The sequence below is a fragment of the Geminocystis sp. CENA526 genome, assembly GCF_050753365.1.
In the GTDB taxonomy this organism is placed as follows: domain Bacteria; phylum Cyanobacteriota; class Cyanobacteriia; order Cyanobacteriales; family Cyanobacteriaceae; genus Geminocystis.
In genome coordinates this window covers 14,856-35,333 of the sequence record NZ_JBLZFY010000028.1, presented here as the reverse complement: position 1 = coordinate 35,333, position 20,478 = coordinate 14,856, and the positions used below count along the sequence as shown (strand labels likewise).

Genomic DNA, 20,478 nt, shown 5'->3' with positions numbered 1-20,478 from the left:
TAGCCCAATTTCTACCAGAAGTCTATTTAAATTTCATTTACACTTATCCCTAATTCCCTCAGTCTTGCCTCTAATTTATCAGCCCGTGCTTTTTCTTGTTCAGCCCGTGCTTTTTCTTGTTCAGCCCGTGCCTTTTCTTGTTCAGCTCTTGCTTTTTCAGCTAATGCTTTTTCTCTCTCCTCGTTGTAAGTAGAAAATCGATCGCCATTGGGGTAGTATATATTTAACTCTGGTTGTGCTAATTGAAAACGAATACCTAAACGGGGACTTATCCAACCGTCTATCTCTTCAATCATGGCTAATATATTATCTTCTTTGATAAAACCTGTTAAATCATTAATGTCGGGATCGTAAATGTAATATTCTTCTACTCCATAATGTTGGTAGAAAAGGAGTTTATTATACATTTCTTTGGCGGTATTACCGGGGGAGAGAATTTCAAACACCACTTGAGGGGCAATGTTATCTTCTTTCCACTGTTGATATGAACCTCGCTCTCCTTTTTCTCTTCCAAATACTACCATAACATCAGGAGCAACTCGTTTTTTATTATCTCCTTCTACGGGATACCAAAGCAAATCACCAGCGACAAAAACATCAGGATTATCAGCAAATAGCCAATCTAAATTAGTTTTGATGGTAGTAATCCAACGGAATTGAAGGGTGTTATCTGCCATAGGTTTACCGTCACTGTCAGGATAAATAATTTCTGGTTTAGAAGTTTTTTGAAGTTGAGCAACCATATTATTTTAGAATACAAATCTGGTTAATTATTGTCATCATAACAATTTAAGGAATTTACAGTTCATCTAAATTAATCCCTAATTCTCTTAGTTTAGCTTCTAATTTATCAGCCCGTGCCTTTTCTTGTTCAGCTCTTGCTTTTTCAGCTAATGCTTTTTCTCTCTCCTCGTTGTAAGTAGAAAATCGATCGCCGTTAGGATAGTATATCTTTAACTCTGGTTGTGCTAATTGAAAACGAATACCTAAACGGGGACTTATCCAACCGTCTATCTCTTCAATCATTTCTAATATATTATCTTCTTTGATGAAACCTGTTAAATCATTAATGTCGGGATCGTAAATGTAATATTCTTCTACTCCATAATGTTGGTAGAAAAGGAGTTTATTATACATTTCTTTGGCGGTATTACCGGGGGAGAGAATTTCAAACACCACTTGAGGGGCAATGTTATCTTCTTTCCACTGTTGATATGAACCTCGCTCTCCTTTTTCTCTTCCAAATATTACCATAACATCAGGAGCAACTCGTTTTTTATTATCTCCTTCTACGGGATACCAAAGCAAATCACCAGCGACAAAAACATCAGGATTATCAGCAAATAGCCAATCTAAATTAGTTTTGATGGTAGTAATCCAACGGAATTGAAGGGTGTTATCTGCCATAGGTTTACCGTCACTGTCAGGATAAATAATTTCTGGTTTAGAAGTTTTTTGAAGTTGAGCAACCATATTATTTTAGAACACAAATCTGGTTAATTTATTGTCATCATAACAATTTGAGAGATTTACAGTTCATCTAATTTACCCCTAATTCTTTTAAAAGAAGAAAATGAGATGATTTTAGATTTGAATGATCTCAATGGCTTTGTTGAAAACACAAGGAGACGATCGAACTTCCAAGAATCATCACAGAATCCTGCTGTAAAATACCTCAAAATTCAGTTACCTATTTAGTGACCTCAGTTCGACATAAAAGACTTCTCCATTAATTAAGATTTTAAGGGCTGAAGCCCTTACTACGAAATAATTAAAAATAATTTTTGGAGATGTCTAAAGAAAATGATGAAAACTAGACAGGAGGACAAGTGGACGGGGAGAAAAATTCTCAATATTTGATGTACTTTTGAGAGAATTTTATTCATTCACCAGAAATACAATCTGCCTGTCTGCCTGTCTTCGGAGTCTTCCAAGTCAGCCCTCACCTATTTTTATATCGAACTCAGGTTTTAGTGGGTATAAGTTACCCCAAGCTAGTTGAAAATCTGTCTGATTACCGTTGAGATAATTTTGAAAATTGGTAAATTCAGGGGAATTATCAGGGAAAATTACTAATATTTCGATAAATTTTTGCATAGACAATCTCTTCGCCAATATTGATAATTCCACTCAGTGATTTCCGTTTCAATCCATTCTTTGCAACTATACACTAAACATTTCCAAGCTCGATCGAAATAATATTTAATTCTAATAATATCTCCTTGAGAAACTCCCCCTTTGATGACAATTTGATTCGGCATTCCCTGAGTAACATTAGGCAACGCAGGAGAGACTATTTCATAACCTAACTTTGTTGCACATTGACAAATCACCCAAGACATCAAAGACAGTATATATGAACTACCATACAAATCTCTTAATTTACGAGATTTCTCGATAAACGCCTGTACAGGTGCAAAAGTAATGACAGTATATCCTTGATCTGTGCGTATTTCTTTTAGCATAAATACTCCTTAATTATCGAAAAAAATAATCAAAATTTCGACAAACAAAGGCTAAGGGGATGCCCCACCCTTGTTTGCTCAATACGAAGGGGATGCACCGCCCTTTATTCCCCTGATTACTAGGGGTTGTAATATAATCGATCAATAAATTCTCTCAATAATGCTACGTTAATTTAACTTTAGTATGAATTTCCTAGTCATAGACCAAATTATTAATATTTTGTAATATTCGAGATAAATAACCTTAAAATTAAAGATATTGTAGGTTGGGTTGAGGATACGAAACCCAAAAAAATCACTAAAGATAACCATAATCATTTTCTTCTGAATCTTGATCTTGACAAGGAGAGGGAATACCACAGAATAAACAATCTTCATTATGCAAATATTCGGGCGCAGTCTTTAACCATTCTTGGGCGGGAAAATGATAAATCCAATCTAACCCTTCATCTACATTGAGAAAACCAGCGAGGATTCCATGAATGATACCCACAGCACTACTAGCACAAATACTATTTAACCAAAAAACGGCGGGGGCTTCCACATCATCAAGATAACCCCTAGTATTTGCCAATTCAGTAATAACAGAAGGAGCGATTTCTAACGCAGATTGTTGTAAATTGATTATGTTACCGCACATTAAACACCAACCACCGCCGACAGGCGGAATCGTGATTCGAGCAAACATTTTCGGTGTACCATCAGATTGTACTTCGATGTGAGTGCCTAAACAGATTAACGGGCGTTGATATTTTAAAGCTAATTCTTGGGCAATTTGTCGGGAATGGTGATTATCCGTAGCCACTACAATTAAGTCATAATTAGCAATTTCTTGACTATTTTCCATTTGCTCAAGGGTTGTTTTTTGAGTCATAATATTATTATCTTCGGGATAAATTTTACTCAGTAAATGTTTAACATATTCAACTTTTGACCATCCTTTTTTTACCATTTCTAATACAGCACAAGGAGTGCGATTAAGGTTCACTAATTCTAAATCATCAGGATCAATTAATAACCAATTTTTTACCCCTAAACGTCCTAAATTTTCTGCAAATAATGCCCCAATTCCACCACAACCAATTAACGCAATTTTTAGTTGACTTAGTTGTGTTTGAAACCCTTGACCAAATATTTTTTGACGTGAAAATATCAAGGGTATTTCTTCTAAACTTTCTGATGGATTTTGCTCTATTTCTAACCAATCAGGACAAAATTTAATCGTTTGAAAATCTGTACCTTGATGATTCCAAAGTCGAAATTGATAGTTTTCTAAATTCTCATCAAATACTCCCGAAATTAAGTCTGGTTGATAAGTAAAAGTATCTGTTAAAAATTTTGCATATTCTGATTCATATCGATCGTCCACACTAGAAAAATGAGGTAATTGATTACCAAAATGAGTATGAAGATGAACCACATTTAACTCTTGATTTTGTAGATATTCTTCTAATAAATAATGATGCAATTTTTGCTTTACCACTAAACCACTAGGAGATTGATATTCATAACAGTCTTGAGAAGGAATTATCCAATGTTTTGGTATATATCTAACGTTTTGAAAATGATCAATTTGTTTTTCACAAAAAATAAATCCAATGATTTCTTCATGATCTGGTTTTAATGCCAACATAGAAGAGCGAATTTTTTGCCACATTTGAGGGGGAATATGTAGAGATATTTTCATAGGAATAAATCAGTTAAATTTCCAGATAAAATTGTGTTTATGGTAGGGGTTAAACAATGTTCAACCAAACTAAAATATTGATTATTTATAGCTTTATTTGGACTTAAGAATTTGTCCGAAACGAAAATTAAGATTAATAGAGATTGCTTCGTGCCTCGCAATGACAGAATAGGCATTATTCTTAATAAATAACCCAATAAAATTAGTCAGTGTTAATGGCGTGTTTAGCCGTGATAAATAAAGTTGCTAAATTATGCCCTTTTTCGGGATTATTAGCAGGGCGCCAAGCATTAACCCATCGCTCTTGATTAAAACCTCCTCCTAAACCCACACAATACCAATACCAACCTTCTTCACTGAGAAAAGGTGCACCGTAATAACTTTGTCGGGTAAAGTGATGATCTCCTTCTCCTACAGTTTTCCATGGATAATTTAAGTAACAACCAATGGGAGGAATTTTTGGATATTCAGGGGGTAATAAAAAGAGAATATCCGTATTAGAAACAGTAAATTTATTCGATGATAAAGCCATAGCTTTTACTAACACTGCTGTGTACGATCGATTTTCTATTTGTTTCCTGCCAACGATGATATTTTTGCCTACTTTTTCCAGTATTTTTAGTTCACTACTAATTCTTCGATCGAGCTGAAAATTGGACTTATTATTAATAAATTGGATCGCCATTTTTATACTAATTTTTATTGAGAAATTTAAACTAAGTTCCCCCTTTTTTAAGGGGGGTTAGGGGGGATCATATTCCTATGATTCATTTAGGATTGCTAAAATAGTATTTAACCTTTAACAATTTTAGGAACAGTCCAAACCTTTGAACCTTCTTTAAGGGCTTCGTTTTCTTTCAAGGGTTTTGTACCCTTAAAACCTTCTTCCATCACATCATCATTACCGATTTCTGGTAATTTTTTTCTGAGTTCTTCCACCGTTGCACCTTCGGGTAAATCCACTAATTTACCGTTAACAATTGCTCTCATTTTATGCTCCTATTTAACTATTAACTGTGGTGATATAGTCGTCCTAAATCATTTGTGAGAAATTTAAACTAATTCCCCTCTTTGTTTAGTTAGGGGGGGATCATATCTCAGGAATCATTTAGGAACGCTATATTAATTAATTCTCTTATTGAGAAATTATTAGATTTATTCTCATTTTTATCTGTATTAATGATCGTAAATCCTAATATTAAAAAACCCATAATAGCAGTTATGGTAACTGTTAAAAATTTACGATGAACACGAGTATTTAATAACATTAAACTTGACTGAATAGGAATTAATTTTTCCTTTTCTACCTTGCTAATTTTTTGTTCTAAACTTGTCACCAATAACTTTAAAGATTCTATTTGATGATTTTGCTTAGTTAAAGTTAGCTGTAATTGATCTGATTGGTTAATAATTTCCTCTAATTTCTGTTGCCATAACTGAGATTCTTCCGAAGGTTCAGTAATTAATTTTCCGTTAATTATTTCCATCATTTCTCCCCTCTAATTAAAGATATTAATATTACCAATACGGTGACACTCTTGGTTATTATTTTGAGAGTTAAATTGATCAAAAATAGGGATCAAATCAATAACACTATTAGCAGAGTTTTTTAACTCATTTCCTAAAGTTTGTCCGATGGCTGCTACTTCCACTCTAATGCCTCGTCTTCTTAATTTTTCTGCGAGGTAAGCAAAATCTGAATCTCCTGTCAGTAACACCACTATATCAGGGCGAACCTCTAAAGCAAATTCTAAGGCATCCATTGCCATGACTACATCGATATTGGTTTCAAATTCGTCACCCTTTGCTTTTCCTTCTTTAGTGACTACCACAAATCCATTACTTTTTGCCCAATAAATGAACTTTTCTTTGCTTTTTCGGGCTTCTTCAAAGCGTTGTCTTGCGGGGGGTAAACCTACATAGATTACCATTTCGATTAATTCTCTCCCCTCGGCGGAGTCGGCGAGGTAGTCTCTGATTTTTGTCCAGTCTAGTCGGCGATTAAAACTTTGAGCTGCGATCGTGATATTGTCACTATCAGCAAAAATCATCACCCTTCGTTTGATTTTCATTATCAATTTTTCATTGGTTTTAATTTTCCCTATTAAAACAATCCCTAGGAAAAGGGGTTTTCCCAAAAAAATTAACTTAATGGATTCGATCGATCGTCCCTAAATTCTCCCCTCTTTTCCTCCTTGATTTTTAAAATCGACACAATAAGCTAAAACCCCGAAAAGCTGATTCTTTCGTCAGATTGTGTCGATCCATTGCCAAATAAGGGTTTGAGATACCTTCTCCTCTTGTGCAAAAATGATATTTTGCGTTAAAATAACTATTGTGTCGATTTGACGCCTAAAACCTTTATGGTATAAGCTCTCTGAGACGAAGACTTCCCTTTTTAGGGGAAACTAATTGAATGGAAACAAGAAGAAATTCACTCTCAAATCATTCAAATTCTAACACTTCTTCCCTTTTTAGGGGAAACTAATTGAATGGAAACAGTGAATGGTGATGTAGCAGGTACATTTTGGGCTTTAACCTTCCCTTTTTAGGGGAAACTAATTGAATGGAAACTCTCAGCTTCTTGCTGAGCTTTGAAAACCCCAGAGAACTTCCCTTTTTAGGGGAAACTAATTGAATGGAAACTAGGTACCTGCATTAGTTACCTGCGTCATAAGATCTCCTTACTTCCCTTTTTAGGGGAAACTAATTGAATGGAAACCTAAATTTAAATCTTTTTTATTTATCATAATTTAGAAACTTCCCTTTTTAGGGGAAACTAATTGAATGGAAACTAGATGAAGCAACAGCTAGTTTAGTACAATAATGCTCTTCCCTTTTTAGGGGAAACTAATTGAATGGAAACTCTTGGTCGGGATTGTACCCAACTCCATCGTTTCCTCCAGCCTTCCCTTTTTAGGGGAAACTAATTGAATGGAAACAAAACTTAATATCTCCCATAGTTCCTGTAACTTTAGCCCTTCCCTTTTTAGGGGAAACTAATTGAATGGAAACATTTTAATTTATATATCTAATCTGAATCATTAAATTAATAAAAAAACTTCCCTTTTTAGGGGAAACTAATTGAATGGAAACAACCTTCTTCAAGAAGGCAACCAGGGGCTACCCCTAAGCCTTCCTTCCCTTTTTAGGGGAAACTAATTGAATGGAAACTCCTTCTACACTAAATCCTGTTCTGTTAATCATAACTGCTTCCCTTTTTAGGGGAAACTAATTGAATGGAAACAACGTTGTAAACCAAAAACATCAAATTAAATGATGTAAGATTTTGGCGGAGCTTCTGGAGGTTGACTGCCAAGGGTTAAAATTTGAGAAGTTGCATTACTAGAAATCCAATAAAACCTCACATTATCTTCAGAAGTTTTCACTTTTTTTTTCACTTTCTCAAATAAATCCTTCATTTCCGACAAAGTTAAAAAGCATTCAAATACAGAAAATTGAACTCTGTTACCATAGCCTTCTAAAAAATTAGATAAATTATTGCGTCTTTTATTGTCGGGAATGTCATAAACAATTATTACCATTTTTTTCTACGCCATTCTGATAAAAGGTTTATAGTTTTCTTTTTCTAACAAACTACGTTTATAACGTCTAATTTGTAGTTGAATTACCTGACGATAGGAAACTGGCGATCGTAAATCAGGGTGAGATACTAATTCGTCCATGCGAGTTTCAAAATGTTTGAGAAAAGTTTTTCTAGCTTGAGGTAACAAATAAACGCCTTGGTTATTAGATAGTTGAAAATCTTGAGGTGTAAAAATTCCTTTGTTAATAATTTTAATCACTAAACTATCTACAATTACAGAGCGAAATTCCTCCATTAAATCAAAAGCAAGATAGGGTTTTTTCTTTTCTCCATAATGCAAATTACCAAAATAAGGAGATAAACCTTCAGCAATTATTAACGATAAAACATTGTTAAATAAGAGAGTATAACCGAAACTTAAAAGAGAGTTAACAGGGTCTTGGGGAGGTTGACGATTACGAAGATTAAAGGTAAAATTATCATTGACAATTAATGTGCCTAAAGCAGAAAAATAACGAGAAGCTCCGATGCCTTCATAACCTCTGATACTATCAATTTCATTGACTAAAAGTAAGGTTTTCAAATCAGAGTTAATTCCTGCAATGGCTTCGTTAACTAAAGAGCTTTTTCGCTTCCGATTTAAACGTAATAATAACTGCTTAGAATTGTTTAATTTACCGATGACAATTTCCTGAGCAATTTTAAATTGATAAGGCAACAATTTATGACATTCGATTTGAATTAATTGTAAATTTAGATTAACGGAATCTTCACTCCATAAATGCCCTCTATATTCTCCCATTTGACTAGAATAAATAACAGGAATATTCTGTTCTAAACAGGCACAAATTACTTGAGTTGTTAATTGAATATTTCCAAAAACCATGATTCTTTCTATTTCTCGTATGGGTATTTCTAGGGAAGGATTTTTGTCTAAATAAATGATAAATCTGAGATGATCTTTAAATAAGGATGTACCCTGTTCTAATAAATATAATGTTGCCATTTCTTGATGCCATGTATTTCTTTTTTGATAATGATTTTTAGTAGCCGATATTGATGATTTATTCAGCAATAAATTTGTTTCTTTTGGGGATTTATTACTGATATTTTGGGAGAAAAAACTATTATCCTCATTAGTAATAGTTAACGATAAATCTGATAAATTAAAATCATCTATGGTGCTGAGAAAATTTTTTTTTTACTATTATTTTTTGACTCTAGGGGGAAAATTGCCTTTTCTAAAAAACCATGCCCTAAAAAACGAAATCCTATAGAAAAATTAGTAATTTGAGTTTTGTAAGGATGAAGTTGTAAACGGAGTTGTTCAAAAATTTTTGTTATTTCTGAATGGATTTGTAAAATAGATTTTTGGCTTTGAGATAAAATCAAAAAATCATCGGCATAACGTATTAATTTAACTTCAGAAGCGGAGATAATTTTATCAAATTCATCTAAATAAATATTGGCAAGTAAGGGGGATATAACTGCTCCTTGGGAGATTCCTTTTTCACTAATTACTATTCCTTGTTTTGTTAAATAACCCACAGAAAGCCATGCTTTAATTAAGCATAAAATACCGGGTATGTTAATCCAATTTCTCACGGATGATAGTAAAATTTGATGATCAATGTTATCAAAATATTTAACAATATCCCCATTTAAAACCCATTGATAACCTAAATCTCGCCAGTGGGCAACTTTTTTTACCGCATCTAAATAGGAGATATTTGGGCGGTAAGCAAAACTGGAGTCAGAAAAGTGTTTTTCAATGAGGGGATTGAGAATATTTAATAGGGCTTGTTGCACAATTCTGTCTCTGACGGTGGGTATTCTTAATTCTCGCCAACTGTCATGGTTTTTGGGGATTAGTATTTGTTGATAAGGTGACGGTTGATAAGTGTTATTGGCGACTTCATCTCTGAGTTGCAGTAAATTTGTTTTTTGCTGAAGGGCAAATTTTTCGATGGTTTCGCCGTCAATTCCTGCACATCCTTTATTTTTTTCTACTTTTTGCCAAGCATTTTCAAAGTTATGGAAAGCGAGAAATTGATTAATAATTTCTGTTGAGGACATTTTTGATTGATAGTTTTTTGATAGGAATAATCAATAGGATAAAAAAACCAAAGAAAACCCCTTTTCCTCCTTTGATTTATGATTGAAAATGTAATCAAAAAAAGAGGATGAATATATGTCGATTATTGTGGAAAGTCGCCGTCGTCGTTTAGAGAATATTCAAAAAGACTACCCAACAGCTACGATTATTGATGTGACATCGAAAGGTGAGCAACCTTGGGTTAAGTTTAGTCCATTTTATCCCCATGGTAATATTCCTGTGCCTTTTTATCCCCGTTGGAAAAGTGAAAGTGTGGAGGGAATTTGGCAAGGTTTAAAGGTGTTTGAAACGGCGGGAGTCGATCGAGCTAAAATGAGTAATCAAGACATGAAAAATATTAAACGTACTGTGAGAAAATATGGTAAATGTAAAGGGCATTCCGCAGGTTATACGACATTATTAGGTTATCTTGATGCGAGAAAATTAATTTATCTTCCTAGCTATCTTTGGGTATTAGAAAATCCCCTCGCTGATTTGGTGAAAGAATTACGAAAAATGTCTGAATCTCAAACAGTAATTTTGTTAGATTATGAAACCAATGGAGAGGTTGAAAATTGTAAAAAACCCCTGTCTCATGCCTATTTAATTAAATATTATGTAGAAGGTAATTATCCCATATTTGAAAAGTAATGATGAGATCATCATAGGCTCGATCGAGCTTCCCTAAATTCTTCCCTATTTTCCTCCATGATTTTCAAAATCGACACAATAAGCTAAAACCCCGAAAAGCTTATTCTTTCGTCAGATTGTGCAGTATTTCACAAAAGAATGGTAGAAATCCCCGCCAATCATAAATTCAAATTAGATATTGATATAGAAGAAGACACTATCCGATGTTATTATGAACCCGTAGAGACACAGGAAGAAGACACATAATTTAAGAATTTGTAGGTTGGATTAGCGAAAGCGTAACCCAACAAAAATCGCATCTAAATTGATTTATCGCATTTGTCCAGTTGTTTAGCACACTCAGAGATTCTTCACGTTCATTCAGAATGACAATTAGACATCTCCAATAATTCCTGAAATAAGGGCGCTTAGCCCTCACTACGAACCAGGGTGGGAGGATCAAATTATCTGGTAGCAATACGGGCAAGATGCCTGTTTTACGGTGAAGTGAAAATAATTATAAATCTAGGTCAACATTTTCAAATTTTTGAGGCATTTTATAATCTAAAGTATCAGAAAATCTTGCACCTTGAATATTAACCTTTCTCAATTTTAAAGAACTCCAATTAGCCGAATATAAATCGATATTAGTAAGATTAGTACGGTATAATTTAGCAGAGCTTAAATTGCATTTTTGTAGATTTGCCCAAGTCAAATTACTGTCAGTTAAATCCGCAAAACTAAGGTTAGCTTGTTCTAAATCTGCATGGGCTAAATTAGCACCTTTAAAATTAACTCGATATAAATTAGCACCCTGTAAAAAGGCATTATTAAGGTTAGCTTTTTGCAATTTACTCTGACTTAATTCTGCTTCTGTGAGATTAGCAAAACTAAGATTAGCCTCCTGTAAATTGACATGGGTTAAAGATGAACCTCTTAAATCTGCACCACTAAGATTCGCTTTTTTTAGATTAGTATTTGTAAGTACTATATGACTTAAATTTGCCCTTTCTAAATTTACTCCTTCTAAGTTTAATTTGATAAATTTGGCATTACTTAAAACCGCCACTAAATCTTTAACAAAACGTAAATCTGAATGGGTTATATCGATATTGTCTATATACTCATTTAATTCAACATCGATGAATTTATAACCTCTAAAATCTCTTTCTCCTTGCTGATAAATCTGTTCAAATTGCTTTTGATCGATCGTTTTTTTAAACCAAAGTCCTTGTTTTCTTAATGTTTCGATCATTGTTTTTTTTCTCCTATTTATTATTATCTGAATTTACGCAAAAATAAGGATATTCTGTCATTGCGAGGTAACGAAGCAATCTCAAGTTATCAAGCATTTTATCCCCCCTAGCCTTTGAAAGGAGGGAACAAGATTACTAGGTTTTGGCTTCTTCTTCTGAGAGGTTTTCCATTGCTTCGATTAAGTTGTTAACGGTTTCAGGAAGTAAATCTAAGTATTGGTTTAATCGTCTTAAATATAAGAATGAATCAGACATTTGGCTTAAATTATGTTGTATTTTGGTGGGTTGTGCATATTCTTGGATATATTGATGATAGTAGGTTAAATCACGGATAAATTGTTTTAAAGATTTGTCTTGTTTTTTCTTGGCGATCGTAATGATAGAATTTAATAAACGAGTTAATTTTTCTTGTTCTTGTTTTAAAGCAGTGATTAAGTAAGGGGTAGGGGTAGGTTGGTTAATATCTTCCAGTAAATTGCGGATATTGTCACTGTCATTAGCAGGGTGGATAGTTTCAGCAAATTGTTTAACGATGTCTTTGAGATTAAGGGAAATTTCCGCAATGTTGTTATGGATTTGGATAAGGGTTTCTTTTTCTTCGGTAGCTTCCTCTTGTTTTTCTAATTCTAATTTATTGGCATATAACAAACTTAAATAATTACAGTCACCAGTTTGTTTAACATAGGTAATAAAATTTCTAATTAATCTTTCTTCAAATAGGGCGTTTTGAGCTAAATCATGTTTTATAATTTGCTCTTTTAATTCCTTTTCAACTAAACTGATAGAACTATGATTCATGGTTTTTTACCCTTTGATAATAAATACAATTTATTCAGTCACAAACAATGTCATTTCAAGAGATAGCGAAGGAATCTGAAAGGCTCAATCATCCTTCGCCATGCCCAAATAATCAAAGAAACAATTATTAAGATAAACTATGTTAGGAAAGGTCTTTTTCTTGGTTAATCTTGTCTAATCGGGCTTTATTTTCCATGATTAATTCTTTGTAAATTTGTTCTAATTGAATATCTCTTTGACGGGCAAAATCTTCATCACGGGATTTTAACACATCTTCACGGTTAGCGTAGGTAATGGTAATTAAAACGGCGGCGGCACTGCTAATAATAGAGAGAGAAAACAAGAATAAACTCAAACCTAAGTTAGCAAAGTCACCTTGACGTAATTTGTTAAAAAAGCTAAGGGTTGCCATTTGAACTTGAGTTACAGACGATCTTAAATTACCATCTTTATCAAAGTGAAATTCATATACTTCAGGAAATTCATCTCTTAAAAATGCTAAATCATTACCTCTTTGCGCACGGATACTTAATTTTTCATTTAAAGCCTCCTTACTCTGGTTATAAATAGCGTAATGTTGTGTTTCTAATACACTGGCACGATTACATAAGGGAACTTTGTCTAAAGGAGTATTACTCCAGTCTTTATCACGTTCACTCCATAAACCATTTACATCTACACGGAGTGCGTCATAATCTCTATCCTGTTCTGTCATTGTAGCTAACTTTGCTCTTCCTTGTTCACATTGTAATTTGGCGTTTTCGTATTGGGGAGAATCTAAGTTTTTCAGGGCTTCTACTTTGGCAATCTGTTCAGCGACGAAATAATCAACGGCTTGTTGCTGAATACCAGTGCGGTTCATAAGTAATTCTACTCCAATACCAGAGACAAGGGATTTAACTATACTAATACTGACCATGCCAAAAATACCAACATTTGCCCAAGCTCGATTTTTTTTGCTACGATTAGCAACGGTAGCCGCCGTTATGTTAGAAAAAGAAAGAACTCCAGCACTAGTTAACAATCCGAGAATAAGGGCTGGGAAAAAACTTAAAAAGTTGAAACAGAAGAAGTAAAAGGGTGCATTAGTAACAAAGTCAAATCCATTGGCAAAAGTATTAAGATAAGCTGTGATTTTGGCATCGTTTTTGACTTTATCGGTGACGTAAACATTACCGTAATAGTCTTTGGGATTAGCGATTAAACAAGAGCTTATTTTTTCGACTAATGATTCATCTTGGGGAGTTAATTTTTTGCCTTGTTCGGTAATTTCAACAACTTCACTACAATTAGGATCTTGTTTGATGAATTTAACGAGGATTTCAGCTTGGGATAATTCGGTAGTGTTGTCTGGTTTCATCATTTATTTACCGCTTTAGTATTCAACAATTATTAAGATAAACTAGGCTAGGAAAGGGGCTTTTCTGAGAGTTCGATCGAGCAGCGCCACTTTTAGTGATCGAGTTGTGGTGCGGTTTATTGATGAAAACCCTTATATCTCGTAAAGAAATAAATTTCTATTGTCGTGTAAGATTTTAATTTTGTGGGTATTGGGTAATTTTATTGTTAAGTCTTTGTGCCAAATATTGATTTGCTTTCCCTAATCTTTCCCAAATCAAGATTGCTTCTTGTCGATAGTTGATAATTTTTTCTTGACTCCAATGTTTTGGGGGTTGTTGTAAATTAGTAATACGATCGCACATTTTTACCATCCAAATTTCAGGAGGTTGTTGAGTAATTCTGTTGAGACTGTCCGACATTTGTTCCTGTTTGGTAGGTAATTCTTTATTTTTCGTTAATGCTAAAACTCCCTGAGCTACCTCAATACTAAATTCTTTCTTTATTTCCTCATAATTAATATCTGTATCTTCAATTGCATCGTGTAATAAAGCACATTGAATAAGTAAATCTGGATGTTTGATATTATCGCTATAAGTAATAGCCGTCATGGCTTCCATTGCTACGCTACCAATATGATTAAGATAAGGAACATTAGAACTAGGCATTAATTGACTTTGATGAGCAAAGGACGCAAAATTCCATGCTTTCAGATAAATTTCTGGATTCCAATATTTGATTTGCTCTGACATGATGATTGATTCAAAATAAATAATATTATAGTTCGATCGAACCTATATTTTCCCCTCCTCAAAGTTCGATCGAACCTATATTCCCCCCTTTCAAAGCAGGGTTAGGGAGGATTATTTAGCCATTGTTACCTAACAAAATTTCTCTAGGTGGTAGAGTTATAACTTATATATTTTCTCTAGGATTTCTTTATTATTTTTCGTTTCTTCATCTTGTAACAATCCAAACATAGAATTATATTCCAGATCATATATGATAATAAATAAATCATTAAAACGTCGCTTAACTATATCAACATAACTATATTTTCCTTCAAACCATTTATCTTTACATCTTTGGAAAAATTCTAATTCTAAGGATAAAGCCTGTTCAAAACAGTCCCTATACATTTTTACTCTAAATTCTCTCAAAAGACAATCAAATTGATGAAAAAAAACTTCATTTTTATACAGAGATTTAATTTCTAACACTTTTGGGCACCAGTATTCGTGCGTCTCTTTTTTTTTTACATATGGAGCAAAAACATAGTCAAATACAAACATAGTGATTAGGTGTAATTTATCCACCATCTCTAATTCTTGTTTTTTTCTTAATTCTTTTGATTCTTTTCGTAGTTTTGCGTATATTTGCTCTCTATTCATGTTAAAATTTAGCCTAATTAAGTATATTTTAATAATTACACAAAAAAACAAATGGATTGAATTATCCCCCCTAACCCCCCTTTCAAAGGGGGGAATCAGGTTTGTCGAACCTTTTTCAAAGGAAGGAACAAGAAATAATGCTCTTTGAAAGGAGAGAACATTATCTACAATTTACGGTAGGATTTTAATTGAAACGACTGGGAAATTCAACGGTTTCGACATGGGAAAGTTGAAGGCGGGTATCTTTCATTAATTCATATTTCATTATTTCTTCTTCTAGGTTAGATAGTAAATCCAATAATGTGGTTAACTGCTCTCCTTTTTGCTCCATTAAAACTCGGTTATGTTTATCGTTAGATTCTAATAAGGTTAATTCGCTGTAAACGTATTCTCGATATTGTTTTAATTGGGGGATAATATCCATAGTTTTAGTTCTGTTGAATTTACAGTTACAAAAAAAGATTATTACTTAAGCTAAGAAACGGGGTTTTCCTAATAGACTTCGATCTTAATTAAGATTCTAAGGTATTGACTAATTTATAAGTTATTCATCTACCAATTCCTGAAAAAGTTTTGCATAATCTTCTGGAAATCGCTCGATTAGATTGCGACGGACAATGGCGAGATTATAACTGATATTTTTGAGGATGAGCAACAGTGGTACAATTTGGTTTTTATCGATGGAATTATTGGCTTGATATAGTTCTTCTATAACTTTTTGAACTCCGATATGAGTAATATCTACAGATTGCAACAATTCTGACATTTCTAATTGGTGTAAGTTTTTTGCCATAAAAATTTTTAAATCTATCCCTTAATAAACAATTACTACGATAAATGAGGCTAGGAAAAGAGTTTTCTGAGGTGGGTTAGCCGAATTGTTCAAGCCATGTATTAAATTGTCAAGGTACGTTTTAGTGTCAGGGGGCTTATACCGTCAAGGTTTTAGCCTTTCAAATTGACACAAAGGTTATCATAACACAAAATCTTCACTTTGTGCAAGGGAAAATATCTCTTAAATTTTTAAGCCTCCTTTTTGTCTGGTGAGTTTGGTTAGTAGTAATCTCTTTAGAGATTAATTAACATTCATTATCATAAATGGGATTAGGAAAAGGGGTTTTCTTGAGGAGAAAATGCCATCACAACTCCGAATATCGAGGATGTTCCCCCCTAACCCCCCTTTGAAAGGGGGGAACAATAATGCCCTTTGAAAGGGGGGAATAAGAGCGTGGTTACAAGGCAATTAAACGGCAACCAGAATGATTGACAGGGGCATCGATTTCACGGTAAAGAATATCGATCCATTCTCCTTGATCTTTGGGAAAGTCTTTCCATTTTACGGCAAATACCCAATATTGTTCTAATTTTAATGCTTTACGAATACTATAGCCATTACGGCTTTTTAATTCATAGATTCGATCGAACCCTTTGTGTTGATTTTCTAGTAGAGAAACACCCACACGGATTAATTTACCCTCCTCATTTTCTAATTCCATGACGGCATCAATATTTAAAACATCCCAAAGGACAAAAATATCACTTAAATCATGACGTTTGTTTTTTGCCCATAAGAAACGTTTTGGTAGATATTGTTTAGCCACAAAGAGTAAATGTTCTACATTCAAATCGGGGGCGTTGAAAGCTAATACTCTTAATTGTGAAGCCAAAGTTTGAAATCTTAAACCTAACATTGAGTTTTCCTCCATTTCTATTTTTAGACACAGCGATCCTGCGGATCGTTGGTTTTATTTACAGAGGTAAACAATGCGTTGCGACTTGGTTAGGTTTAAGCCCTTTTTTGAGTCACATACACAATATAACCTCAAAATTTAATTTCGTCAAGGGTTTTTGAAAAAATTTTTTTTCCCTCGACAATTAATAAGATATATGAGGTTAAGAAAGAGGCTTTTCTGGTAATGATAAGGGAATTATGACTTACCATTACCGATGAAAATTAACGGATTTGAGCGAGTTGTTTTACGGGGCGAGTAGGTTTAGGAAGAAGTACAGGTTTTTCAGTGTCAGTAGAAGCAATAATTTGGGGTTTAGTGGAAAGTACGGGTTTTTCGGTTTTAGTAGAAGTAATAATTTGAGGTTTTTTAGGTTTAGTGGAAAGTACGGGTTTTTCGGTTTTAGTAGAAGCGATAATTTGAGGTTTTTTAGGTTTAGTAGGAATTATAGGTTTTGCAGTGTTAGTGGAAGGTTGAGGGTTTTTAGGTTTGGGAGGGAGGTTAAATGTGGGGGGATTTTGAGGGGGGGTATCTAATTTAGGTTGTGTTTGTTTTTTATCTTCGATGAGGGTGAGGGTGACAGAGGAGAATAATAAACCAGTACCAGCGATTTTAAGAATTTCAACTTTGTTAGCAATGCCGAATCCACCAATTAATAAACCAGAAATAGTAATGACGAGGGCTTGATTTTTCATACTTCTTATTTCCTTTACTTTCAACAATTACTAAGATAAATGGGGCTAAGAAAAGGGCTTTTCTGTTAGTCTTAAGCGCCTTACCCGGGTAAGGCAACTTAATTTTTTAGAAAAACATTTACCAAGACATAATATTATCCTCCTACATTCATTAACTGAACAATTACTAATATAAAAGAAGCTAGGAAAGGGGTTTTTCTAAGAGTTCGATCGAGTTGTGGTGTTGTTCGATCGAACTTGATCACCCCTAGAATTTACTTTATACTCATTCATAATTTTGCGTATATCGCCTTTACTGAGCAGTTGAGATTTTAATTAATAGATGGAATTGTCATTTCAAAATTTTTCTGTAATTACCTAATACAGCTGGGTGAAAATAATGAGTGGAGAAAATGTTGTTTTCATTTAAATTTTCCTGACGTAGGTATTTACAAAAGATCAAAGAAAGACTCTTTTCCTCAGATACTCTAATATCTAATTGTAGTTAAAAATAAAAAAAATGAGTATCACTGAATTAAATAGTTTATTATCACAACATAACATTAACCTTGAACAATGGAGTCACGAAAAAGGAACAAAAACCACCGTTGAACTCCAAAACGAAATCGAATCGGGAGAAACTACCTTAGAAACAAGGCTCGATCGACTCTATCGGGTAGTAAAATTAGTATCGGTAAATGTGCAAGTTAAGCTAGGAGAACAATTATTTACCCTTGTGGAAGATAAGCAAATATTCTTTACTGGTGCGGTAAGAAAACGGGGTTTAAATAGTTTATCGGAGAAAATTATGGCAGGAGAAACCCCAGAATTAGCGGTATATCGTTGTTTGAAAGAAGAAATCGGCTTAAATAATGTCACTAAACCTTTAATTAATCTCGGTTTCACAGAAGAAATTAAATCTTCCCCTAGTTATCCTACTCTTAATTCCATTTATCAAGTGTTTAACTATCAAGTGGTTTTAGATGAAGATGATTTGCAATTTATTCGTTTTTCTGAGTATCAAAAAAATAGTCAAAAAATCACCTTATTTTCTTTAGAATTACTTTAGCAGAGACGATCGTTATGGCTCTTCTACAGTAATGATAAATATCGACTTTTCGCCCAAATAAATCCTCAAGAAAAAACATAAATCCATAAAATTAACAAAAGTTTTTAACTCAGGGTGAAATTCTACTAATAAGTCAATATCACTGTTTTCTGTGGCTTCTCCTCTGCGAAATGAACCAAATAAACCGCAACGTTTTACACCATAACTTTCTAAAGTTTTTTGATGTTTTTGCAATTCCTGAAAAATATCTATTTTATCTTTAATTAATGTTGTCATCATATTTACCATCTAATTTATAATTACTATAGCAAAATTAAATCTTATAGCAATCCTAAATGGATCATATTACTAAATATTCTGCTAGTTTATTAAGGACGATCGAACCCACAATATTATTACCCCTTTGTAATTGATGAATTGTACCAGTAAAAATGTCATTTTTCACCTCAAAAGTATCTTTTCCCGACTCAGTTTTAGTGATAATTTCGGCGATAATTTTTAGGTTTAATGCTTGACAACTATCACGCCAAATAGTAATTTCTGCTTCATCAGCACCGATAATGATAGCATGGGTTGCCTGTGCCATAATAATCTCATTTTCAGGAGTTAATTGATTATTAATAGTTTTGCCACCCACATCAAATATTAATAAAGGGTTGTTAATATTTCTGATTTCTTGAGCTTTATTATGAGCAAATTCGAGGGTAAAACTAGCTTTATATTTATCTTTTAATTGTCTTGCTAAAGTGAGATTATTTTGACATAGTTGATTATACCACGCACCATCTCCATCAGGACATCCAGAAACAAGATAGTAATTTTTGTTATCTAAATATTGACTTAAAACTATTCTTAAAACGTCTTTAATTAATGTTTTTCCTCGGTTTGCATTACCACCAATAACTATTTTTTTTGATGTATTTAATGATAGGTTTTCGGGAATAAAATTGCCAATGGCATACTCTCCTCCATGACGAATAACGGTGACATAACCATTAATTTTAGGATCAAAGACAAGAATATTAGCGTATAAATGACAAACTTTATGGGCAATAATAAAACTGGTTAAAACGCTAGATTTTCCATTAATTTTTAATAATTTACCGCCTTTTATTTCTTTATTTTCTATTAGTCGATCGATTTTTTCATTAACTTCTTTTGCTAACAAATTTCCTTCTTTAATACCTACGGTACAATCAACATATAAAATATCTCCTGAAGTATGAGCAGTAAAGGCTTCTTTTTCTGAGGATTTAACGGCTATTTTTTCATTAGTTATGGGGTTAATACTATCTCCAATGTGATAATTCGGATCAGTGCTATTAGTGATCACATAAACGTTATTTTGGGGGTAATAAACTGCGATCGTACTGAAAAAATGTTGAAATTCATGGGCAAAAAGATAGGCAATAGGTAAGGGTAAACGTCCAGTAATTTTGAGAATTTTAAAACCAGTAAAAATATTTTGATTAACTAATTCATTTAATTGTATCTTCGCATCTTTGATTAAATCAATAACGGTAAATTCATCGGAAATGGGAGCAACTTCTAAGACAAATTCGGATTTTTCTAGTTGAGAATGATATTTAATGGTGAATTGGCTATTGTCCATATTATAGTAATGGTGATGATTGACAATTCTATTAAAACTTACTTTGAGAAAAACCCTTTTCCTGATTCCAATTCAGCAATAGATTCTAATAAAAGAATTAATTTCACATTGAACAGTATAGTATGGAAGTAAAATATGAAGTAAGGATAGAGCGAACTATCCAATACTTATTTACCTAACTATTAT

At 33.3% G+C, this 20,478-nt stretch carries 25 protein-coding genes and 1 CRISPR repeat array; of the genes, 2 read left to right on the top strand and 23 right to left on the bottom strand.

The features are described 5' to 3' along the window. Positions 1–26 precede the first annotated feature (26 nt). The 12 genes from ACN4EE_RS09990 to ACN4EE_RS09935 all read right to left on the bottom strand — a co-directional run bounded on the left by ACN4EE_RS09990 (position 27) and on the right by ACN4EE_RS09935 (position 9,775). Positions 27–743, bottom strand: a complete 717-nt coding sequence (locus ACN4EE_RS09990; protein WP_431706294.1) for a Uma2 family endonuclease — start codon at positions 741–743, stop codon at positions 27–29. Positions 744–798: 55 nt separating this feature from the next. Beyond that, positions 799–1,473, bottom strand: coding sequence for a Uma2 family endonuclease (locus ACN4EE_RS09985; protein ID WP_431706293.1), 675 nt, complete (start codon positions 1,471–1,473; stop codon positions 799–801). 462 nt (positions 1,474–1,935) lie between these two features. Beyond that, positions 1,936–2,097: a hypothetical protein gene (locus ACN4EE_RS09980; protein ID WP_431706292.1), complete on the bottom strand. Its 162-nt coding sequence runs from the start codon at positions 2,095–2,097 to the stop codon at positions 1,936–1,938. Next, positions 2,073–2,465 (bottom strand): type III-B CRISPR-associated protein Cas10/Cmr2, encoded by a 393-nt coding sequence (locus ACN4EE_RS09975; RefSeq protein WP_431706291.1) that lies wholly within the window; start codon positions 2,463–2,465, stop codon positions 2,073–2,075. The genes ACN4EE_RS09980 and ACN4EE_RS09975 overlap by 25 nt, the downstream gene beginning before the upstream one ends. A gap of 298 nt (positions 2,466–2,763) precedes the next feature. Further along, on the bottom strand, positions 2,764–4,152 hold the full coding sequence (locus ACN4EE_RS09970; RefSeq protein ID WP_431706290.1) for a ThiF family adenylyltransferase: 1,389 nt from the start codon (positions 4,150–4,152) through the stop codon (positions 2,764–2,766). A 202-nt stretch (positions 4,153–4,354) separates the two neighbouring features. Next, entirely contained in the window at positions 4,355–4,837 is a 483-nt protein-coding gene (locus ACN4EE_RS09965; protein WP_431706289.1) for a hypothetical protein, read from the bottom strand. A gap of 107 nt (positions 4,838–4,944) precedes the next feature. After that, positions 4,945–5,142 carry a hypothetical protein gene (locus ACN4EE_RS09960; RefSeq protein WP_431706288.1) on the bottom strand — a complete coding sequence of 66 codons (198 nt, stop codon included), beginning with the start codon at positions 5,140–5,142 and terminating at the stop codon, positions 4,945–4,947. A gap of 107 nt (positions 5,143–5,249) precedes the next feature. Further along, on the bottom strand, positions 5,250–5,642 hold the full coding sequence (locus tag ACN4EE_RS09955) for a hypothetical protein (RefSeq protein ID WP_431706287.1): 393 nt from the start codon (positions 5,640–5,642) through the stop codon (positions 5,250–5,252). A gap of 9 nt (positions 5,643–5,651) precedes the next feature. Beyond that, positions 5,652–6,224 carry a LabA-like NYN domain-containing protein gene (locus ACN4EE_RS09950; protein ID WP_431706286.1) on the bottom strand — a complete coding sequence of 191 codons (573 nt, stop codon included), beginning with the start codon at positions 6,222–6,224 and terminating at the stop codon, positions 5,652–5,654. Positions 6,225–6,541: 317 nt separating this feature from the next. Then, positions 6,542–7,399: a CRISPR direct-repeat array (repeat unit 35 nt; unit sequence CTTCCCTTTTTAGGGGAAACTAATTGAATGGAAAC). A 25-nt stretch (positions 7,400–7,424) separates the two neighbouring features. Beyond that, positions 7,425–7,697 carry a CRISPR-associated endonuclease Cas2 gene (cas2, locus tag ACN4EE_RS09945; protein WP_431706285.1) on the bottom strand — a complete coding sequence of 91 codons (273 nt, stop codon included), beginning with the start codon at positions 7,695–7,697 and terminating at the stop codon, positions 7,425–7,427. A 6-nt stretch (positions 7,698–7,703) separates the two neighbouring features. After that, positions 7,704–8,774: a CRISPR-associated endonuclease Cas1 gene (gene cas1 / locus ACN4EE_RS09940; RefSeq protein ID WP_431706284.1), complete on the bottom strand. Its 1,071-nt coding sequence runs from the start codon at positions 8,772–8,774 to the stop codon at positions 7,704–7,706. A gap of 101 nt (positions 8,775–8,875) precedes the next feature. Then, positions 8,876–9,775 (bottom strand): reverse transcriptase domain-containing protein, encoded by a 900-nt coding sequence (locus tag ACN4EE_RS09935; protein ID WP_431706283.1) that lies wholly within the window; start codon positions 9,773–9,775, stop codon positions 8,876–8,878. 115 nt (positions 9,776–9,890) lie between these two features. On the opposite strand from ACN4EE_RS09935, the gene ACN4EE_RS09930 reads away from it, so the two are divergent. Further along, entirely contained in the window at positions 9,891–10,445 is a 555-nt protein-coding gene (locus ACN4EE_RS09930; protein WP_431706282.1) for a DUF6939 family protein, read from the top strand. A gap of 496 nt (positions 10,446–10,941) precedes the next feature. On the opposite strand, the gene ACN4EE_RS09925 is transcribed toward ACN4EE_RS09930, so the two are convergent. The 9 genes from ACN4EE_RS09925 to ACN4EE_RS09885 form a co-directional block, all read right to left on the bottom strand. Then, positions 10,942–11,679, bottom strand: a complete 738-nt coding sequence (locus ACN4EE_RS09925; RefSeq protein WP_431706281.1) for a pentapeptide repeat-containing protein — start codon at positions 11,677–11,679, stop codon at positions 10,942–10,944. Positions 11,680–11,815: 136 nt separating this feature from the next. Continuing rightward, positions 11,816–12,478 (bottom strand): hypothetical protein, encoded by a 663-nt coding sequence (locus ACN4EE_RS09920; RefSeq protein WP_431706280.1) that lies wholly within the window; start codon positions 12,476–12,478, stop codon positions 11,816–11,818. A gap of 142 nt (positions 12,479–12,620) precedes the next feature. Further along, positions 12,621–13,841, bottom strand: a complete 1,221-nt coding sequence (locus ACN4EE_RS09915; RefSeq protein ID WP_431706279.1) for a hypothetical protein — start codon at positions 13,839–13,841, stop codon at positions 12,621–12,623. Positions 13,842–14,013: 172 nt separating this feature from the next. After that, a complete protein-coding gene (locus tag ACN4EE_RS09910) occupies positions 14,014–14,568 on the bottom strand; it encodes an HD domain-containing protein (protein WP_431706278.1) in 555 nt (184 codons plus the stop codon). 156 nt (positions 14,569–14,724) lie between these two features. Beyond that, the gene (locus ACN4EE_RS09905; protein ID WP_431706277.1) at positions 14,725–15,207 is read right to left on the bottom strand and encodes a hypothetical protein; all 483 of its coding nucleotides are present in this window, start codon (positions 15,205–15,207) and stop codon (positions 14,725–14,727) included. Positions 15,208–15,391: 184 nt separating this feature from the next. Further along, positions 15,392–15,631, bottom strand: coding sequence for a hypothetical protein (locus ACN4EE_RS09900; RefSeq protein ID WP_431706276.1), 240 nt, complete (start codon positions 15,629–15,631; stop codon positions 15,392–15,394). Between the two features lie 120 nt (positions 15,632–15,751). Further along, complete coding sequence (locus tag ACN4EE_RS09895; RefSeq protein WP_431706275.1) at positions 15,752–16,000, bottom strand: hypothetical protein; 249 nt, start codon at positions 15,998–16,000, stop codon at positions 15,752–15,754. A 439-nt stretch (positions 16,001–16,439) separates the two neighbouring features. Continuing rightward, positions 16,440–16,898: a hypothetical protein gene (locus tag ACN4EE_RS09890; protein ID WP_431706274.1), complete on the bottom strand. Its 459-nt coding sequence runs from the start codon at positions 16,896–16,898 to the stop codon at positions 16,440–16,442. Between the two features lie 263 nt (positions 16,899–17,161). After that, entirely contained in the window at positions 17,162–17,632 is a 471-nt protein-coding gene (locus ACN4EE_RS09885; protein WP_431706273.1) for a hypothetical protein, read from the bottom strand. 499 nt (positions 17,633–18,131) lie between these two features. Between ACN4EE_RS09885 and ACN4EE_RS09880 the strand changes: the two genes are divergently transcribed. Further along, on the top strand, positions 18,132–18,680 hold the full coding sequence (locus tag ACN4EE_RS09880; protein WP_431706272.1) for a hypothetical protein: 549 nt from the start codon (positions 18,132–18,134) through the stop codon (positions 18,678–18,680). Between the two features lie 12 nt (positions 18,681–18,692). Here the strand turns inward: ACN4EE_RS09880 and ACN4EE_RS09875 are convergent, their stop codons facing one another. Beyond that, entirely contained in the window at positions 18,693–18,959 is a 267-nt protein-coding gene (locus ACN4EE_RS09875; RefSeq protein ID WP_431706271.1) for a nucleotidyltransferase family protein, read from the bottom strand. A 61-nt stretch (positions 18,960–19,020) separates the two neighbouring features. After that, a complete protein-coding gene (locus tag ACN4EE_RS09870) occupies positions 19,021–20,292 on the bottom strand; it encodes a hypothetical protein (protein ID WP_431706270.1) in 1,272 nt (423 codons plus the stop codon). Between the last annotated feature and the right edge of the window lie 186 nt (positions 20,293–20,478).

Excerpts from the sequence above, each read along its gene's own strand:
- ACN4EE_RS09975 (WP_431706291.1), bottom strand. The coding sequence starts at position 2,465 with ATGCTAAAAGAAATACGCACAGATCAAGGATATACTGTCATTACTTTT.
- ACN4EE_RS09970 (WP_431706290.1), bottom strand. The coding sequence starts at position 4,152 with ATGAAAATATCTCTACATATTCCCCCTCAAATGTGGCAAAAAATTCGC.
- ACN4EE_RS09985 (WP_431706293.1), bottom strand. The coding sequence starts at position 1,473 with ATGGTTGCTCAACTTCAAAAAACTTCTAAACCAGAAATTATTTATCCT.
- ACN4EE_RS09910 (WP_431706278.1), bottom strand. The coding sequence starts at position 14,568 with ATGTCAGAGCAAATCAAATATTGGAATCCAGAAATTTATCTGAAAGCA.
- ACN4EE_RS09890 (WP_431706274.1), bottom strand. The coding sequence starts at position 16,898 with ATGTTAGGTTTAAGATTTCAAACTTTGGCTTCACAATTAAGAGTATTA.
- ACN4EE_RS09885 (WP_431706273.1), bottom strand. The coding sequence starts at position 17,632 with ATGAAAAATCAAGCCCTCGTCATTACTATTTCTGGTTTATTAATTGGT.
- ACN4EE_RS09955 (WP_431706287.1), bottom strand. The coding sequence starts at position 5,642 with ATGATGGAAATAATTAACGGAAAATTAATTACTGAACCTTCGGAAGAA.
- ACN4EE_RS09935 (WP_431706283.1), bottom strand. The coding sequence starts at position 9,775 with ATGTCCTCAACAGAAATTATTAATCAATTTCTCGCTTTCCATAACTTT.
- ACN4EE_RS09960 (WP_431706288.1), bottom strand. The coding sequence starts at position 5,142 with ATGAGAGCAATTGTTAACGGTAAATTAGTGGATTTACCCGAAGGTGCA.
- ACN4EE_RS09965 (WP_431706289.1), bottom strand. The coding sequence starts at position 4,837 with ATGGCGATCCAATTTATTAATAATAAGTCCAATTTTCAGCTCGATCGA.
- cas2 (WP_431706285.1), bottom strand. The coding sequence starts at position 7,697 with ATGGTAATAATTGTTTATGACATTCCCGACAATAAAAGACGCAATAAT.
- ACN4EE_RS09880 (WP_431706272.1), top strand. The coding sequence starts at position 18,132 with ATGAGTATCACTGAATTAAATAGTTTATTATCACAACATAACATTAAC.
- ACN4EE_RS09990 (WP_431706294.1), bottom strand. The coding sequence starts at position 743 with ATGGTTGCTCAACTTCAAAAAACTTCTAAACCAGAAATTATTTATCCT.
- ACN4EE_RS09895 (WP_431706275.1), bottom strand. The coding sequence starts at position 16,000 with ATGGCAAAAAACTTACACCAATTAGAAATGTCAGAATTGTTGCAATCT.
- ACN4EE_RS09980 (WP_431706292.1), bottom strand. The coding sequence starts at position 2,097 with ATGCAAAAATTTATCGAAATATTAGTAATTTTCCCTGATAATTCCCCT.
- ACN4EE_RS09905 (WP_431706277.1), bottom strand. The coding sequence starts at position 15,207 with ATGAATAGAGAGCAAATATACGCAAAACTACGAAAAGAATCAAAAGAA.
- ACN4EE_RS09925 (WP_431706281.1), bottom strand. The coding sequence starts at position 11,679 with ATGATCGAAACATTAAGAAAACAAGGACTTTGGTTTAAAAAAACGATC.
- ACN4EE_RS09870 (WP_431706270.1), bottom strand. The coding sequence starts at position 20,292 with ATGGACAATAGCCAATTCACCATTAAATATCATTCTCAACTAGAAAAA.
- ACN4EE_RS09900 (WP_431706276.1), bottom strand. The coding sequence starts at position 15,631 with ATGGATATTATCCCCCAATTAAAACAATATCGAGAATACGTTTACAGC.
- ACN4EE_RS09915 (WP_431706279.1), bottom strand. The coding sequence starts at position 13,841 with ATGATGAAACCAGACAACACTACCGAATTATCCCAAGCTGAAATCCTC.
- ACN4EE_RS09920 (WP_431706280.1), bottom strand. The coding sequence starts at position 12,478 with ATGAATCATAGTTCTATCAGTTTAGTTGAAAAGGAATTAAAAGAGCAA.
- ACN4EE_RS09875 (WP_431706271.1), bottom strand. The coding sequence starts at position 18,959 with ATGATGACAACATTAATTAAAGATAAAATAGATATTTTTCAGGAATTG.
- ACN4EE_RS09930 (WP_431706282.1), top strand. The coding sequence starts at position 9,891 with ATGTCGATTATTGTGGAAAGTCGCCGTCGTCGTTTAGAGAATATTCAA.
- ACN4EE_RS09950 (WP_431706286.1), bottom strand. The coding sequence starts at position 6,224 with ATGAAAATCAAACGAAGGGTGATGATTTTTGCTGATAGTGACAATATC.